Here is a 16,806-nt window from a genome sequence, read left to right as displayed (position 1 = left end):
CCCATGACCGATCGACTGACCCCCGAACTCGCATCGAAATTCGCGTCGCTCGCGCTCGCGCACCTGACCCGCGAATATCCGAACAAGCTCACGCATTCGCTCGAAGGCCCGCACGACGTGCAGGGGCCGCGCGCGCTGCATCCGATCTTCTACGGCAGCTACGACTGGCATTCGTGCGTGCACGGCTACTGGCTCGTGCTGAGCGTGCTCGAACGCTATCCGGCGCTGCCGGAGGCCGAGCGGATCATCGCCGTCGTCGATGCGCACTTCACCGACGCGAACGTCGCCGGCGAACGCGCGTATCTGGCGCTGCCGCACAACAGCGGCTTCGAGCGGCCTTACGGATGGGCGTGGCTGCTGGCGCTGTCCGCGCAGCTGGAGCGGCTCGCGCTGAAGGGCGTGGTGCCGCAGGCCGCGCGCTGGGCGAAGACGCTCGCGCCGCTCGCCGACCTGTTCGTCGCGCGCTTCGAGACCTTCCTGCCGAAGGCCACCTATCCGCTGCGGGTCGGCACGCACTTCAACACCGCGTTCGCGCTGGCGCTCGCGCTCGACTTCGCGCGCGCGACGCAGCGCGACGGGCTCGCGGCGCTGATCGTCGATACGGCGAAACGCTGGCACCTGAACGATGTCGCGTGCCAGGCGTGGGAGCCGTCGGGCGACGAATTCCTGTCGCCCGCGCTGATGGAGGCGGAGCTGATGCGCCGCGTGCTGCCGGCCGCCGAATTCGACGGCTGGTTCGCGCGTTTCCTGCCCGATCTCGCGCGCGGCGAGCCGGCGACGCTGTTCGAGCCGGCGACGGTCAGCGACCGCAGCGACGGCAAGATCGCGCATCTGGACGGATTGAATCTGAGCCGCGCGTGGTGCCAGCGCTCGCTCGCCGGCGCGCTGCCGGAAGGCGATGCGCGGCGCGCGAAGCTGCGCGATGCGGCCGACCGGCACCTCGCGAGCGCGCTCGCGCACGTGGCCGGCGACTATATGGGCGAGCACTGGCTCGCGACGTTCGCGCTGCTGGCGCTGGACGCGTAGTCGCGGCGTCGGTTGCCTGCGAAGCCGATCCCGATGTTGCGCTAGCGCTCGGGCGCGAGATCCTGGTTCGTCGCGGTGATGGGAGCGACGCCGCCGCCGAGGCCCGCGTTCGAGCCCGGCGGGCGTGACGGCTTTGCATCCGGCGCAATACCGCTTTCCACGGGGCGCCCGGCTCGACCCGGCGGCAGAGTCGATACACTGCCGTACCGGTTGCACGGGCCCCGGCATATCAGGCCCCGACGAAGGAGACAGCACAGATGGACACCCAACGCGCAGCGGTCGTGACGTACCGCGGCAATGCGATCGAGAACACGCACGTCGCCGATGTGGCGGTGGTGGATGCCGGCGGCAAGCTGCTGTTCCGGCTCGGCGATCCGTTCCGGATGACGCTCGCGCGCTCGGCGGCGAAGCCGGCCCAGGCGTTGTCCGTGATCGAGACGGGCGCGCCGGAGCGTTTCGGTTTCGACGAAGCGGACATCGCGCTGATGTGCGCATCGCACAGCAGCGAGGAGCGGCACATCGCGCGCACGCGGGCGATGCTGGCGAAGGTCGACGCGCAGGAGTCGGATTTGCGGTGCGGCGGCCATGCGCCGCTGTCGGACGCGGTGTACCGGTCTTGGATCAAGCGCGACTACACGCCGACCGGCGTGTGCAGCAACTGCTCGGGCAAGCACGTCGGGATGCTGGCCGGCGCGCGGGCGATCGGCGCCGCGATCGCCGACTACCATCTGCCGGCGCATCCGATGCAGATGCGCGTGAAGCACGTGGTCGCCGATGCGTGCGGCCTGCCCGACGACGAGGTCGACTGGGCGATCGACGGCTGCAACCTGCCGACGCCGGCGTTCCCGCTCGACCGCCTCGCGCGTCTTTATGCATCGCTGGCGGACGGTGCGGATACGGTTGAAGCCGGCGGCGCGGCGACGACCGATCGCGTGCGCGCGCTGGCGCGCATTCATCATGCGATGACGGCCCATCCCGAGCTGGTCGCCGGAGAAGGGCGCTACTGCACGGTGCTGATGGAGGCCTTCGACGGGCAGGTCGTCGGCAAGCTCGGCGCGGATGCGTGCTACGGGATCGGCGTACGCGCATCGGCGCGCACGCGGGAACTCGGCGCCGACGGCGCGCTCGGCCTCTCGGTGAAGATCGAGGACGGCAACATCGACGTGCTGTACATGATGGTCAGCGAACTGCTCGAACGGCTGCGGATCGGCACGGACGCGCAGCGCGCGCGGCTCGCCGCGTTCCACCGGCCGCGGATGCTGAACACGCAGGGCGTCGAGATCGGGCACGCGACGTTCCCGTTCGAATTGCAGCCGGCCTGACGGCGGCTGTCGTGCCGATGCCGCGTGCCGAAGGTGCATGCGGCGTCGGCGCCGGCTTGCCGGCCGCCGCTACGCGCCCGCGTCGCGAATCTTCGTCAGCTCGACTTCCGACAGCTCGCCGATGTGCGCGAGATGCTCCGCGAGGAAGTCCTTCAACACGCGCAGCTTCGCCGAGCTGCGCCGGTTCGCCAGATACGCGATGTAGATGTAGTCGCCCGTGAGCTTGTTCTGCAGCCGGTAGCGCGGCAGCACGGCTTCGAGCCGGCCGCTCGCGAGCAGGTCGCGCACCAGCCAGATCTCGAATTCGGCGATGCCGAGGCCCGCGCAGGTCGCGTCCAGCAGCAGTTCCGAATGGTCGGTGACGAGGTTGCCGGCCGGCAGCACGCTGTGCCGTGCATCGCCGCGCACGAGCTCCCAGCGCGGATCGCCCTCCGGATGCACGTAGCGCAGGCAGTTGTGATGCCGCAGGTCGTCCGGCGTCGCGGGGCGCCCGCAGCGGTCGAGGTAGCCGGGCGTCGCGCACAGGATGCTGTCGTTGCGCGACAGCCGGTGCACGACCAGGTTGTCCAGGTAGTTCTCGCCTTCGTGAATGTCGAGGTCGAAGCCGCCGGCGACGAGGTCGTTGTGGTTGTCGGTGAGCCGCACGTCGAGCTGGATCGTCGGATAGCGCGCGAGAAACGGCGCGATCAGCGGCGCGAGATGGCGGCGGCCGAATGCGACCGGCGCGGTGAGCTTCAGCGGGCCGCTCGGCTGCGAATTGAGCTCGGCGACGACGCGCAGCGTGTCGTCGAGATCGGCGATCAGCGTGACCGCGCGTTCCAGGTAGATGTGGCCGGCCTCGGTCAGCGTCACGCTGTGCGTCGAGCGATGCAACAGCGCGACGCCGAGGGCGTCCTCGATCGCCGTGATCTTGCGCGCGACCGTCGACGTCGACACGCGCATCTCCTTCGCGACCGCGGAAAAGCTTCCCATTTCGACGACCCGCACGAACGCGCGCATCGCGCCGAGGTGATCGATGCCGGTGTCTCTCGCCGTTGTTTTCATTCGTCTCTCGCTGTTGCATCCCACGCAAAACCGCTTTCGATAATACAGAAGCGAGGTTCTTTATGCAAAGGCATAGAATGCGATCCCGTCGTCCGGGGAAGCGGTGAACGCAGCCGGTTTCCCGCGTCGGCAGAAACAATTCAGGAGGGGCACCATGACGGAAAGCGGCTTCCGCGTCGAGGCGGATCTTTTAGGGAAACGAAGCATTCCGGATTCGGCGTACTACGGCGTCCATACGCTGCGCGCGAAGGAGAACTTCGACATTTCGGGGCGCACGATCGCGTCGCTGCCGTACCTCGTCATGGCGCTCGCGGCGGTGAAGGAAGCCGCTGCCGATGCGAACTGCGAGCTCGGGCTGCTGCCGGACGCGTATCGCGACGCGATCGCCGCCGCCTGTGTCGAGATCCGCGAGGGCCGGCTGCACGATCAGTTCGTGGTCGACATCATCCAGGGCGGAGCCGGCACGTCGACCAACATGAACGCCAACGAGGTGATCTGCAACCGCGCGCTCGAAATCATGGGGCATGCACGCGGGCAGTACGAATACCTCCATCCCAACGAGCACGTCAATCTCGCGCAGAGCACGAACGACGTCTATCCGACCGCGATCCGGATCGCGACCTGCTTCGCGGTCGAGCATCTGCTCGACGCGATGGCGCGCCTGCGCGATGCGTTCGCGGAGAAGGCCGACGCGTTCTCGGATCTGTTGAAGCTCGGCCGCACGCAACTGCAGGACGCCGTGCCGATGACGCTCGGCCAGGAATTCTCGACCTACGCGGTGATGGTGACGGAAGACATCGCGCGCCTGCAGGAAGCCGGCTTGCTGATGCGCGAGATCAATCTCGGCGCGACCGCGATCGGCACCGGCATCACCGCGCATCCGCAGTACGCGCAGAAGGCGCTGGCCGCGCTGCGGCGCATCACCGGCCTGGACCTGAGCACCGCGCCGAACCTCATCGAAGCGACGCAGGACTGCGGCGCGTTCGTGCAGGTTTCCGGCGTGCTGAAGCGGATCGCGGTGAAGCTGTCGAAGATCTGCAACGACCTGCGGCTGTTGTCGAGCGGCCCGCGCGCCGGCTTCGGCGAGATCAACCTGCCGCCGGTGCAGGCCGGCTCGTCGATCATGCCGGGCAAGGTGAACCCGGTGATTCCGGAAGTCGTGAACCAGGTCGCATTCGAAGTATTCGGCAACGACCTCACGGTGACGTTCGCCGCCGAGGCCGGCCAGCTTCAGCTCAACGCGTTCGAGCCGGTGATCGCGAGCGCGCTGTTCCGCAGCTTCGGCCACCTGACGGCGGCCTGCACGACGCTCGCGGACCGCTGCGTGAGCGGAATCACCGCGAACCCCGAGCGGCTGCGCGAAACGATGGAGCGGTCGGTCGCGCTCGCGACCGCGCTGAACCCGTACATCGGCTACAAGCGCGCGACGGCCGTGGCCGCCGAGGCCCACGCGAGCGGCAAGTCGATCCGCGAAGTCGTGCTCGATCGCCAGCTGATGACCGCCGCGCAACTGGACGAAGCGCTGCAGCCCGAAGCGCTGATCCGCCCGCGCGCGTACTGATTCCGGCCGCGCGGCGCCGGCGCATGCCGCCGGACGCCCGTGCGCGGCCGTTCCCGCAGCGCCCCGTCGACGGGCGCGACACATCAAGAAACGGAGACACACCATGAAGCACGCCAGCGAGCGCGCGGCCGACACGGCCGGCGGCGCGGATCCCCGTCATGCCGACCGAGACGCGATGTTCGCGTCGCACGAATCCGGCTATGAGAAACAGTTGAAGCCGCGCCACGTGCAGATGATCGCGATGGGCGGAGCGATCGGCACCGGCCTCTTTCTCGGCGCGGGCGGCCGCCTGCAGAGCGCGGGCCCCGCGCTGGCGGTCGTGTATCTCGTGTGCGGCGTATTCGCATTCCTGATCATGCGCGCGCTCGGCGAGCTCGTGATGCATCGGCCGACCAGCGGCTCGTTCGTGTCGTACGCACGGGAGTTCATGGGCGAGCGCGCGTCGTTCGTCGCGGGCTGGATGTACTACCTGAACTGGGCCACCACCGGCATCGTCGACATCACCGCGGTCGCGATCTACATGAAGTACTGGGCCGTGTTCACGGACGTGCCGCAGTGGGTGTTCGCGCTCGGCGCGCTGGGGATCGTGTCGGTGATGAACATGATCGGCGTGAAGGTGTTCGGCGAGATGGAGTTCTGGTTTTCGATCGTCAAGGTCGGGACGCTCGCGCTGTTCCTCGCCGTCGGCGCCGTGTTTCTCGCGAGCGGTCACCCGGTCGCCGGGCAGATGCCGGGGCTGCACCTGATCGCGGATCACGGCGGGATCTTCCCGCACGGGATCCTGCCGGCCGTGCTGATCGTGCAGGGCGTCGTGTTCGCGTATGCGAGCATCGAGCTCGTCGGCGTCGCCGCGGGCGAGACCGCCGATGCGCGCAAGGTGCTGCCGAAGGCGATCAACAGCGTGATGTGGCGCATCGCGCTGTTCTACGTCGGCTCGGTCGTGCTGCTGACGATGCTGCTGCCGTGGACCGCGTACAGCGCGCACGAAAGCCCGTTCGTCACGTTCTTCGGCAAGCTCGGCGTGCCGTACGTCGGCACGGTGATGAACGTCGTGGTGCTGACCGCCGCGCTGTCGAGCCTGAATTCCGGCCTCTATTCGACCGGGCGCGTGCTGCGTTCGCTGGCGATGGGCGGCTCGGCGCCGCGCTTCGTGTCGCGGATGAACGCGCGCGGCGTGCCGTACGGCGGGATCCTCGTCACGGTCGCGGTCAATGCGATCGGCGTGCCGCTGAACTACATCGTCCCGGCGCAGGCGTTCGAGATCGTGCTGAACATGGCGTCGCTCGGGATCATCACGACCTGGGGCTTCATCGTGATGTGCCAGATCCTGTTCCGCCGCGCGGTCAATCGCGGCGAGCTGAGCCCTGTCTCGTTCCGGATGCCCGGCGCGCCGTTCACGTCGTGGCTCACGCTCGGGTTCCTGGTCAGCGTGCTGGTGATGATGGCGTTCGATTACCCGGGCGGCACGTGGACCGTCGGGATGATCCCGGTCGTCGTGCTCGCGCTCGTGGTGGGCTGGAAGCTCGCGAAGCGCGGCGCCGCGCGAGAGGCGTCCGCCGCGGCCGCCGCGCCGATCGGTGCCGATCCGGCGAGCAACGTCTGACGATACGCACGGGCGGGTCGACCGCCCGTGCGCTCAGTTCGATCCGGTGCGCGCAGCGACCCAGCGGCCGAAGTCGCCGGCCATCTCCGCCGTGAGTTCGTGGCCGGCGTCGTAGAGGCGCGTGTCGTGCGCGACGCCGAGCGCCGTCAGCTTCGCGTCGGCGGTTTCGGCCCACGCGACCGGCAGCTTGTCGTCGAAGCGGCCGTGCATCACCAGCGCGTGCAGCGCGCTCAATGCGTCGCGCGGCGCGATCAGCGGATCGATCTCCGGCAGGATGCGCCCGCACAGCACCGCGAACGCGGCGACATCGGCCGGTGACGTGAGCGCGACGCTCGCGCTCATGATGCCGCCCTGGCTGAAGCCGGCGATCACGGTGGGCGGGGCCGCGTGTTCGTCGTCGGTGCCCCGGGCGCGCAATGCGCGCAGCAGGGCGATCAGCTGCACACGGCTCGCCTCCGCGCGGGCCGCATCGATTTCCGGGCCGTTCGGGCCGAAGCGCACCGGAAACCACGCGTGCTGGCCGGGGCCGAACGTCAGCGGGCCGCGCACGAACGCGATTTCGATGCGCGGGTCGATCGTGCCGGCCAGATTCAGCAGATTGGTTTCGTTGCCGCCGACGCCGTGCAGCAGCAACAGGCGGCCCACGGGGCGGCCCGCGGCCGGGCGCAGCCGGTAGTGGAGGCCGGATTCGGAGTCGGTGGTCAGCGGCAGGACGTCGGTCATTGCAAGGATCCGGTGGGGAAGTGATCCGACAGTCTAGAACGCGCGGAAGGGAAGGTGAATCGCCGGACGGCGATTGATTGTTTCCTGATGGGAATGAATCGTCGGCCATTCGCCATGTCGGCCGGCGCGGCGAATCCGGCCGCGCGGCGGAAGGTGCATGCCCGATTCAATTCGCGGATAATGCGCAAACGTTTTACCGGTATTCGGCCCGATTGAATTATCGGATCGCAAATAAAAGAATGAATATCCGGATTCGATTTATCGAGGCCGCCGGCAACGCCCGCCGGGCCGTTCAGGCCAGAAGTTAACGGCCGATTCGAGAAAAACTTTAGGATTTTCTCGCCGCAATTGACCATTGCGATTTTCTCAACGACCGATTGATTTTCAGTCATCGGACAGTCATACACCATCCCCGATAATTCGGCGCTCACATTCTTTCAATAGACAAAAGGGCGATCGAAGCCGGATCGCTGCGGGGAGCTGTACTCATGACCATCCGTCATCGCATTACGCTGCTAGTCGTCCTGACGTTTTTCGCGCTGTCCGCGATCGGCGTGTACGCCGTGTACCAGACGCGCAAGAGCGCGTCCGAGGTGCGTCAGGTTACCCAGGGAATCGTGCCGAGCGCGCTCGCGTCGGCGGATCTCGTCGCCGACGTGAAGAACATCCAGATCGCGACGATGACGCTGGTCTACGCGCCCGACGCGAACACCGCCGCGCAGGCGCGCGACGAGCTGAAGGCGAAGCAGGGCGCGCTGCGCGCGGCGCTCGACGCCCAGGCGAAATCGGCGGTCGGCCGCGCGCAGGAAGGCCTCGTCGAGCAGGCGAAGGACAGCGCCGCGAACTACTTCGCCGCGATCGACGACACCGTGAAGATGAAGACCGACGGCAAGCCCGAGATGGCGCAGGCGTACCTGTTCGCGAACGTCGCGCAGTATCGCGACGAACTCGAGGGCATCGTCGACACGCTGCGCGTCGAGAAGAACCGCCAGAAGGACGATGCGATCCGCGCGCTGAACGGCATGCTCGCGACGACGGCCACCGCGATCGCGGGCGTGGCGGGCACGGTGGTCGTGCTGCTGACCGCGCTCGGCTTCGTGCTGTATCGCCAGATCACGCGTCCGCTGATCGGGATGCAGACGGCGATGAGCGAGATCGCCGCGAGCCAGGACTTCAGGCGCCGCGTGCCGGTGGGCCGGATGGACGAGATCGGTCATTCGATCGTCGCGTTCAACGGGATGATCGAGAAGATCCAGGAGAACGCCGCGCAACTGAAGCAGAAGACGGCCGACATCCAGGCGATGCTGCAGAACATGCAGCAAGGGATCCTGACGGTCGTCGAAGGCGGCGTCGTGCATGCGGAGTATTCGGCTTACCTCGAGACCATCTTCGAGACCGGCGACATCGCCGGACGCGACCTGATGGCGCTCGTGTTCGACGATTCGAGCATCGGTTCCGACGCGCGCTCGCAGGTCGACGCGGCCGTGCATGCGTGCCTCGGCGAGGACAGCATGAACTTCGCGTTCAACGAGCACCTGCTCGTCAACGAAGTCGCGAAGCGGATGCCGGACGGCCGCGAGAAATGGCTCGACCTGAGCTGGTCGGCGATCACCGACGAGACCGACACGGTCGTGCGCCTGATGCTGTGCGTGCGCGACGTGACCGAGATTCGCGAGCTGACCGCGCAGGCCGGCGAGCAGCAGCGCCGTCTCGAGATGATCGGCGAGATCCTGTCGATCAGCCAGGACAAGTTCCACGACTTCGTGCACAGCGCGAAGGGCTTCCTCAGCGAGAACGAGCGGATGATCCGCCAGCACGAACGCGCCGATCATTCGATTGTCGCGGCGCTCTTCCGCAACATGCACACGATCAAGGGCAACGCGCGCACGTACAGCCTGCAGCATCTGACCAACATCGTGCACGAAGCGGAGCAGGCGTACGAATCGCTGCGCCGCGCGGACGGCGGCCCCGAGTGGAATCGCGATGCGCTGATGGACGACCTGGCCCGCGTGCGCGAGGCAGTCGACCACTACGCGACGATCAACGCGGTCACGCTCGGCCGGCATGGCGAGGCGGCGCAGCACGGCGGCGCCGACTACCTGATGGTCGAGCGCGCGCATATCAGCGAGAGCCTGCGCATGCTCGACGGCGCCGATCCGGCGAACGCAAGCGACTGGCGCGCGGCGCGCGATTCGGTGCGCCGCCTGCTGAGCCAGTTCGGCACGCAGGGCATCGGCGATGCGCTGGGCGGCGTGATCGAATCGCTGCCGTCGCTCGCGGCCGAACTCGGCAAGCCGGCGCCCGTCGTGCATATCGACAGCAACGGCCATCGCGTGCGCAGCGAGATCGGCGCGACGCTGAAGAACGTGTTCATGCACTTGTTGCGCAACGCGATCGACCACGGGATCGAAACGTCGGAAGAGCGTCGCGCGGCCGGCAAGGCGCCGGCCGGCAAGATCGACATCGCGGTCGACGTGGAGGACGATGCGTTGCGCTTCGTGCTCGGCGACGACGGCCGCGGCCTCGCGCTCGACCGGATTCGCGGGATCGCGCGCGAGCGCGGCTGGATCGACGCCGGCAACGAAGCCGCGCTGACCGACGAAGCGGTGGCCGAACTGATCTTTCGCCCGGGCTTCTCGACCGCGCGCGCGGTGACCGAAGTATCGGGGCGCGGCGTCGGGATGGACGCGGTGCGCAACTTCCTGAAGCGCGACGGCGGCGACATCGCGCTGCGCTTCACCGACGATCGCGTCGGCGCGTCGTATCGCGCGTTCGAGACGATCGTGTCGCTGCCGGCGCGATTCGCGGCGGACGGCGCGGCCCGCGACGCCGGGCAGCCGACCGGCGCCGGCATCGCGAACGCCGACGTGGCGGAGTGATCGTGCAAGCGTGGATGATCCCGATCGGCGCCGCGCTGGCGGGCGGCCTGGTGGTCGCGGCGGTGGCCGCGATCGTGTGTCGCATCACGCGAGCGCGGCTCGTTGCCGCGCTGACGCGCGAAGCCGGGGCGTTGCGCGCCGCGCTCGGCGCGGCCGATGCACGGGCCGATGAAGCCGTTGCCGCACATGCCGAAGCGGCACAGGCGTGGGCGCGCCGCGAAGCGGCGCTCGAGGAGGCGCTGGCGCGCGAGGCGGCCGGCACCGGCGAGCAGCGCGACGCGCTGCAGGCGCTCGCGGCCGAGCGCGCCGCGCTGTCGCAGCATGCGACGAAGCTCGCCGACGAAGCCGCGCGGCTGCGCGGGCTGGCCGGCACGTTCGAACGCTGGCACGAGCAGATGATCTCGCTGACCACGCAGAACCAGGACATGCGCACGAAGAACCAGGAGCTGTCGGCGATCGTCGCGCACGTGTCGATCGTGTCGCTGAACGCGTCGATCGAGGCCGCGCGTGCGGGCACGGCCGGGCGGGGTTTCTCGATCGTCGCGAGCGAGGTGCGCGGGCTCGCCGCGCGCTCGCAGCAACTGTCGAACAGCTATCGCGACAGCCTGAATCGCAACGATCTCGTGACCGCCGCGACGTTCCAGGACATCCAGGCCGGCGGCAAGATGATCACGGCCGCGCTCGCGACGGTCGAGACGCTGGCCGGGCAGCTGCACGCGCGGCTCGACGGAGCGGCGGCGTGATCACCGCGCAGGCCCGGGCCGGTTTCGAGCGGATCTTCTTCGATGCGGCGCGCACGCGGCTCGCGTCCGGCGGCGCGTGCGAAATCAGGCCGGCCGCCGGCGATGCGCACGACGCGTCGCACGATCCGTCATGCGCGAAGTCGCGCGCGACGCCGAAGGTGCCCGAACACGTCGCAGTGCTGACGATCTCGGCACTGCATTTCCGGCTGCTGCTCGCGCTGCGCTTTCGCGACGACGAACCGACGCGTCGTCATTTCGCCGCGGCGATGCCCGGCGCGAGCGCGCAGCGGCCGCTGCCCGAGGCGTTCATGGAAGTCGCGAACCTGTGCTGCGGCGCGATCAACCAGGCGCTGACCGCGCCGTTCCCCGATCTTGGGATGTCGACGCCTTACCTGTTGAGCGGCGCGAGCGTCGACTACCTGCCGGCGCTGCATCCCGACCACGTGGCCGCGTACGACGTGACGCTCGACGGCGACGTGCGGATCGGCGCGACGCTGTGCGTGTGCGCGAACGCGCCGGTCGATTTCCACGTGCCGGAAGCGGCAAGCGTGGACACGGGCGGCGAGCTCGAACTGTTTTGACCGATTGTGAGGAAGGACTCCGCGAGATGACCGTAGACCAACCCGTCAGCAAGGTGCTCGTGCTCGACGACAGCCGCGCGCATGCGGCGACGATCAAGCGCTTCTGCGACGAGCACAACCTGGTCGGCCTGACCGTGCGGCGCAACCGGCTGCTGAAGGTGCTGCGCTCGAACATCGATCTCGGCGCGATCCTGCTCGCCGAGGACTACGGCGGCTCGCCGGACGAAAGCGCGATCATCGCGACGCAGATCGATGCGCTGCGGCCCGAGCTGCCGATCATCCTGCGCCGCGCGTCGAATGCGTCGCGCGACGGGCTGCCCGATGCGCTCGCGCGCGTCGCGTGCGCGGCCTACGTCGCCGACGACTTGACGCCGCTCAAGCGCGCGATCGACGAATACCTGTTCGGCCGCGACTACCCGAACGCGCTCGTGCGCGGCATCGCGGAGATCACCGAGGCGCGGCTCGACAGCCTGTTTCCGGGCCTCGCGATCGAGCGCGACACGCCGTGCATCGTGCGCGACCAGATCATCTTCGGCGAGGTGTTCAGCCTGATCGCGCTGGAAAGCGCGTGGTGCCGCGGCTACATGCTGCTGCAGACGAGCGAGCAACCGCTGCTCGACATGATCGGCGGCACGCGCGACGACGGCCGCGCACCCGATTTCCGCGACGTGAACAACGTGCTCGGCGAGTTGACCAACCTCGTGTGGGGCGCGTTCAAGAACCGCTATCTCGGCGACGCGGAGGCGCTCGCGCGCCATCCCGTGCAGGTGCCGCTCGTCGTCAATCACAAGCAGAAGTTCATTTCGTTCGGCGGCGACTGTCCGCAGCTGTGTTTCAAGTACCGGATGACCGACCCCGAGTCGGGACGATCGGTGCGGCTCGACCAGCGTTTCGTGTTCAGCCTGAGCTGGTCGCCGGAGGATTTCCGCGAGTCCGTGCAGGACGTGGGGCCGATGGTCGAGTCGGGCGAACTCGAACTGTTTTGAATGTTGAAGTCAGCAACAAGGAAAGGGGAATACGGCATGGCAAAGATTCTGGTGGTCGACGATTCGGGCACGGTGCGCGACGAAGTCGCGGGGTTCCTGCGCAATCACGGGCTCGACGTCGCGACGGCGGTGGACGGCAAGGACGGGCTCGCGAAGCTCAAGGCGACGCCCGGCGTGCGCCTCGTGATCAGCGACGTGAACATGCCGAACATGGACGGCCTGACGATGGTCGAGAAGATCCGCGGCGAGCTGGCGAATACGTCGGTCAACGTCGTGATGCTGACGACCGAAAGCAGCCCGGCGATGAAGGAGCGCGGCAAGGCCGCCGGCGTGAAGGGCTGGATCGTGAAGCCGTTCAAGGGCGACGCGGTGCTCGACGCGCTGAAGAAGCTCGCGGGCTGAGCGCGCACGCGGGGGATGCATCGCCGTCGAGCGGCGATCGATGGGCAGCCTGGGTGGCCTTCGCTTCACGGTGCGGTGACGTGCAAGCCGGCTTCGCGGCCGGCTGGTCGGCCCCGCTGGACGCCGCGCGCAATGTGGAGGACGATTCGTGATCATGTCGATCGCGAATCCGGGCGCGAGCCGCCCGCGCTGCCGGTGCTGCGGATTCGCGCCCGATCGAACCCCGTCGAGCGGAGCATCATGGAATCCCGTCACGAAACACCCGAGCCGATCCTGCTGCGCGACGTGCGCGACGGCGTCGTCACGCTGCGGCTGAACCGGCCGCAACAGTTCAACGCGTTGTCGGAGGCGATGCTGGCGAGCCTGCAGGACGCGTTCGATTCGCTGGCCGCCGATCCGCACGTGCGCTGCGTCGTGCTTGCCGCCGAGGGCAAGGCGTTCTGCGCGGGCCACGACCTGCGGCAGATGCGCGCCAAACCCGAACTCGATTACTACCGCACGCTGTTCGCGCAATGCAGCCGCGTGATGCTCGCGATGCGCGCGTTGCCGGTGCCGGTGATCGCACGCGTGCACGGCATCGCGACGGCGGCCGGCTGCCAGCTCGTCGCCGCGTGCGATCTCGCCGTCGCAGCGGACACCGCGCGCTTCGCGGTATCCGGAATCAACGTGGGGCTGTTCTGTTCGACGCCTGCCGTCGCATTGAGCCGCAACGTGTCGGCGAAGCGCGCGTTCGACATGCTCGTCACCGGGCGTTTCGTCGATGCGGCGACGGCGGCTGCCTGGGGGCTCGTCAACGAGGCCGTGCCCGAGGATGCGCTCGACGCGGCCGTCGCGCGCAAGGTCGCGGAGATCGTCGCGAAGAGCCCGGCGGCGGTGCGCTACGGCAAGCAGATGTTCTACCGGCAGCGCGAACTGCCGCTCGACGACGCGTACGCGTTTGCGGGCGACGTGATGGCGCGCAACATGATGGAAGAGGATGCCGGCGAGGGGATCGACGCGTTCCTGGAGAAACGCAAGCCGGTGTGGCGTTCGTAGCGCGGCGGCCGCGCGTGCGCCTTGCCCGCGCCAGCGCGCTGATCCGGATGCGCGGCGACAGCGAGCGTGCCGCCGCATCCGCGCCGGGCATCAACGCCCGTAGCTGCCCGTGCGCAGCGCCGGCTGCACCGTCGACGCGCCGGGCGGCACGGTCACGACCGGCACGCGGCGCGCGAGTGCGCACATCAGCTCGTAGCCGATCGTGCCGCTGGCTTCCGCGACGTCGTCGACCTTCACCTGATCGCCCCACAGTTCGACGCTCGAGCCGATGCCCGCGTTCGCGCACGGCGTCAGGTCGACGGTCAGCATGTCCATCGACACGCGGCCGACGACGCGCGTCATCACGCCATCCACCGCGATCGGCGTGCCGGTGGGCGCGTGGCGCGGATAGCCGTCCGCGTAGCCGCACGCGACGACGCCGATCCGCATCGGCCGGTCTGCCGTGAAGCGACGGCCATAACCGACCGTTTCCTCCGGCGCGAGCGTCTGCACGCCGATGATCTTGCTCGTCAGCGTCATCGCGGCCATCAGCGGCGTGTCGGCGATGTGCCGCGACGCGCCTGTGGGCGACGCGCCATACAGGATCGTGCCCGGCCGGACCCAGTCGCGATGCGCGCGCGGATGCCACAGCACGGCCGCCGAATTCGATGCCGAGCGCTCGCCCGGAATTCCGGCCGTGGCCGCATCGAATTGATCGAGCTGCCAGTCGACTTCGCCTTCGTCGGCGTTCGCGAAATGCATCATCAGCGTGATCTTTCCGATCGACGGCGCGGCCGCCGCGCGTTCCCACGCGGCGCGGAATGCGTCGGGCCGGTAGCCGAGCCGGTTCATCCCGGAGTTCATCTTCAGCTGGACGTCGATCGGCTGCCGGGGCTTCGCGGCGATCAGCAGATCGAGCTGCGCGTCGCAGTGCACGGCCACCGTCAGCCGATGGCGATCGGCCAGTTCGACGTCGATCGGCTCGAAGATCCCTTCGAGCAGCAGCACCGGCTTGTCCCAGCCGAGGTCCCGCACGCGCACGGCTTCGTCGAGATCGAGCAGCGCGATGCCGTCGGCGGCCGCGAGGCCCGGATAGATCCGCTCGATCCCGTGACCGTATGCGTTGGCCTTGACCACGGCCCATACGCGCGATTGCGCGGCGGTGCGGCGGATGAAATCGAGGTTGTGGCGGACGGCGTCGGGACGGATATGGGCGACGATGGGACGGGGCATGGGCGGGCTCGGGTCGAAAGTCGTTCGGCGCACGCGGCGGCGCGGCGCGGGTGAGCAGGCTGGCGCGGCAACACGCCAAGCCAGTGTTGAGCGCTATCTTATTGGTGTTCGACCAGTTTTAATTAACGTATTTGTTGGCGATTTGGTGGAATTTTTTGTGCCGGATCCATGCCGTCACTGCCTTCGGCAGGCGGTTTTGCCGAGTCTCCCGTCTAGAAAACCGGTGCGCGAACAACTCGGCGCAATGCTAAGCTCTGCGCGACCGTGTCATTGATCAATGTAATCATAAAGGAGGAGACTTTGATGACGACGTCCCAGATCTGCCTGTTCATCGTGGCGCTGTTGCCGTTCCCGATGACGTTCCTGGTCAAGGCCCGCAAGGGCTACGACAACCGCGCGCCGCGCGAGTACCTGGCAAGGCTCGAAGGCTGGCGCGCGCGGGCGCAGGCCGCGCACCAGAATGCGTGGGAAGCGCTGGCGCTGTTTACGGCCGCACTGGTCGTCGCATGGCACAACGGCGCGAACGCGCATCACGTCGATCAACTCGCGATGGGGTTCGTCGCGCTTCGCGTCGTCTATGTGCTGACGTACCTGCTGAACTGGGCGTCGCTGCGCTCGCTCGTGTGGTTCGCGGGGATGGCCTGCGTCGTCGCGTTGTTCTTTGCCGCGCCGTGACGAGAAGATGAACGGGCGGCCCCGGCGCGGGCCTGGCGCGCGGGTTCGCTACGCACCGCCCGCGCCGCGCGCGTGACTGTCGTTGGATGCGGGCGCAACGATCTTCGCGAGCTGGAACGGTGGTGCATCGGCTTCGCGGCGCAGGAACGCGATCAACGGATCGAGCAGCCGATGCCGCGCCGACGGATTGCGGCGCAGCACGAAGCGCCATGACGCATCGCGTGCGAGGCCCGGCACCAGCGGCACCAGGCGGCCGCTGCGCAGTTCGGGCTCGATCAGCGGCACGCGCCCGAGCGCGATGCCCGCGCCGCCCAGCGCCGCGCCGATCACCTGACTGAAACTGCTGTAGCGGACGATCTTCGTTTCGAAGTCGTCCGGCAAGCCGAAGTGCACGGCCCAGTTGCGCCAGTCGATTTCAGGGCTGTCCTCGTGCATCTCCTGCAGCAGCCGCGAGCGGCATACATAGCCCGATGCATGCGGATACAGTTCGGGACTGCAGACCGGAAACACGGTTTCGCGCATCAACACGTCATCGTCGTCACGCAGCCGGTGCGCGGGCACGTGCACGATCGCGAGATCGACGCCGCTGCGCGCGAAATCCGGTTCGTCCTCGACCACGACGGCATGCAGCGGCGTTTCGGGATGCAGCGACGAGAACTCCGCGAGGCGACGCGCGAGCCACATCGACGAAAACGGCGCATTGGCGGACACCGTCAGTCGTTGCGCGGTGGTGCCGCGAATCTCGTCGCACGCGTCGGTCAGCTTCGACAGCGCGTCGCTGACGGCCGGCAGCAGGCGGGCGCCCGCTTGCGTGAGGCCGATGCCGCCGAGCCCGGTGCTGCGTTCGAGCAGGCGGGCGCCCAGCGATGCCTCGAGCGCGCGGATCTGGTGACTGACGGCGCTCGTCGACACGTTCAGCTCGGCCGCCGCGCGCGCGAACCCGCCAAGGCGGACGGCCGCCTCGAAAGCACGCAGCGCGCTGAGGGGAGGAAGGTGCGACATGCGGGGTATTGT

16 protein-coding genes are annotated in these 16,806 nt (G+C 68.3%); 11 read left to right on the top strand and 5 right to left on the bottom strand.

Annotation, left to right across the window (positions count from 1 at the left end):
- The first annotated feature begins 3 nt into the window (after positions 1-3).
- Together ACV22V_RS19160 and ACV22V_RS19155 are read left to right on the top strand one after the other, a co-directional pair.
- On the top strand, positions 4-1,026 hold the full coding sequence (locus tag ACV22V_RS19160) for a DUF2891 domain-containing protein (RefSeq protein WP_059700026.1): 1,023 nt from the start codon (positions 4-6) through the stop codon (positions 1,024-1,026).
- A 257-nt stretch (positions 1,027-1,283) separates the two neighbouring features.
- Complete coding sequence (locus ACV22V_RS19155; RefSeq protein WP_175912054.1) at positions 1,284-2,348, top strand: asparaginase; 1,065 nt, start codon at positions 1,284-1,286, stop codon at positions 2,346-2,348.
- 69 nt (positions 2,349-2,417) lie between these two features.
- On the opposite strand, the gene ACV22V_RS19150 is transcribed toward ACV22V_RS19155, so the two are convergent.
- A complete protein-coding gene (locus ACV22V_RS19150; protein ID WP_059689844.1) occupies positions 2,418-3,392 on the bottom strand; it encodes a LysR family transcriptional regulator in 975 nt (324 codons plus the stop codon).
- Between the two features lie 154 nt (positions 3,393-3,546).
- On the opposite strand from ACV22V_RS19150, the gene aspA reads away from it, so the two are divergent.
- Positions 3,547-4,953 carry an aspartate ammonia-lyase gene (gene aspA, locus ACV22V_RS19145; RefSeq protein ID WP_448015091.1) on the top strand — a complete coding sequence of 469 codons (1,407 nt, stop codon included), beginning with the start codon at positions 3,547-3,549 and terminating at the stop codon, positions 4,951-4,953.
- Between the two features lie 103 nt (positions 4,954-5,056).
- Entirely contained in the window at positions 5,057-6,556 is a 1,500-nt protein-coding gene (locus tag ACV22V_RS19140) for an amino acid permease (protein WP_059524912.1), read from the top strand.
- Positions 6,557-6,589: 33 nt separating this feature from the next.
- Here the strand turns inward: ACV22V_RS19140 and ACV22V_RS19135 are convergent, their stop codons facing one another.
- Complete coding sequence (locus ACV22V_RS19135; RefSeq protein ID WP_448015089.1) at positions 6,590-7,279, bottom strand: alpha/beta hydrolase; 690 nt, start codon at positions 7,277-7,279, stop codon at positions 6,590-6,592.
- Positions 7,276-7,671 (bottom strand): hypothetical protein, encoded by a 396-nt coding sequence (locus tag ACV22V_RS19130; RefSeq protein WP_448015087.1) that lies wholly within the window; start codon positions 7,669-7,671, stop codon positions 7,276-7,278. The genes ACV22V_RS19135 and ACV22V_RS19130 overlap by 4 nt, the downstream gene beginning before the upstream one ends.
- A 96-nt stretch (positions 7,672-7,767) precedes the next feature.
- On the opposite strand from ACV22V_RS19130, the gene ACV22V_RS19125 reads away from it, so the two are divergent.
- From ACV22V_RS19125 to ACV22V_RS19100, 6 genes are all read left to right on the top strand, one after another.
- Positions 7,768-10,158 (top strand): ATP-binding protein, encoded by a 2,391-nt coding sequence (locus ACV22V_RS19125; RefSeq protein ID WP_448015085.1) that lies wholly within the window; start codon positions 7,768-7,770, stop codon positions 10,156-10,158.
- A 2-nt stretch (positions 10,159-10,160) separates the two neighbouring features.
- Positions 10,161-10,901 carry a methyl-accepting chemotaxis protein gene (locus ACV22V_RS19120; RefSeq protein WP_448015083.1) on the top strand — a complete coding sequence of 247 codons (741 nt, stop codon included), beginning with the start codon at positions 10,161-10,163 and terminating at the stop codon, positions 10,899-10,901.
- Entirely contained in the window at positions 10,898-11,482 is a 585-nt protein-coding gene (locus ACV22V_RS19115) for a hypothetical protein (protein ID WP_448015082.1), read from the top strand. The genes ACV22V_RS19120 and ACV22V_RS19115 overlap by 4 nt, the downstream gene beginning before the upstream one ends.
- A gap of 26 nt (positions 11,483-11,508) precedes the next feature.
- Positions 11,509-12,468, top strand: coding sequence for a chemotaxis protein CheX (locus ACV22V_RS19110; RefSeq protein ID WP_059524919.1), 960 nt, complete (start codon positions 11,509-11,511; stop codon positions 12,466-12,468).
- A gap of 36 nt (positions 12,469-12,504) precedes the next feature.
- Positions 12,505-12,870 carry a response regulator gene (locus tag ACV22V_RS19105; protein ID WP_006765703.1) on the top strand — a complete coding sequence of 122 codons (366 nt, stop codon included), beginning with the start codon at positions 12,505-12,507 and terminating at the stop codon, positions 12,868-12,870.
- Between the two features lie 240 nt (positions 12,871-13,110).
- Positions 13,111-13,905, top strand: coding sequence for an enoyl-CoA hydratase (locus ACV22V_RS19100; RefSeq protein WP_059690201.1), 795 nt, complete (start codon positions 13,111-13,113; stop codon positions 13,903-13,905).
- Positions 13,906-13,995: 90 nt separating this feature from the next.
- Here ACV22V_RS19100 and alr read toward each other — a convergent pair whose 3' ends face one another.
- A complete protein-coding gene (gene alr / locus ACV22V_RS19095) occupies positions 13,996-15,117 on the bottom strand; it encodes an alanine racemase (RefSeq protein ID WP_448015081.1) in 1,122 nt (373 codons plus the stop codon).
- Between the two features lie 303 nt (positions 15,118-15,420).
- Here alr and ACV22V_RS19090 point away from each other — a divergent pair, with 303 nt between their 5' ends.
- A complete protein-coding gene (locus tag ACV22V_RS19090) occupies positions 15,421-15,792 on the top strand; it encodes an MAPEG family protein (protein WP_448015080.1) in 372 nt (123 codons plus the stop codon).
- 48 nt (positions 15,793-15,840) lie between these two features.
- Here the strand turns inward: ACV22V_RS19090 and ACV22V_RS19085 are convergent, their stop codons facing one another.
- Positions 15,841-16,794 (bottom strand): LysR family transcriptional regulator, encoded by a 954-nt coding sequence (locus tag ACV22V_RS19085; RefSeq protein WP_448015079.1) that lies wholly within the window; start codon positions 16,792-16,794, stop codon positions 15,841-15,843.
- Positions 16,795-16,806 lie beyond the last annotated feature (12 nt).

The sequence above is a fragment of the Burkholderia sp. AW33-5 genome, assembly GCF_053427615.1.
The sequence above is the reverse complement of the archived record's forward strand: the minus strand, read 5'-3'. Positions and strand labels throughout refer to the sequence as shown.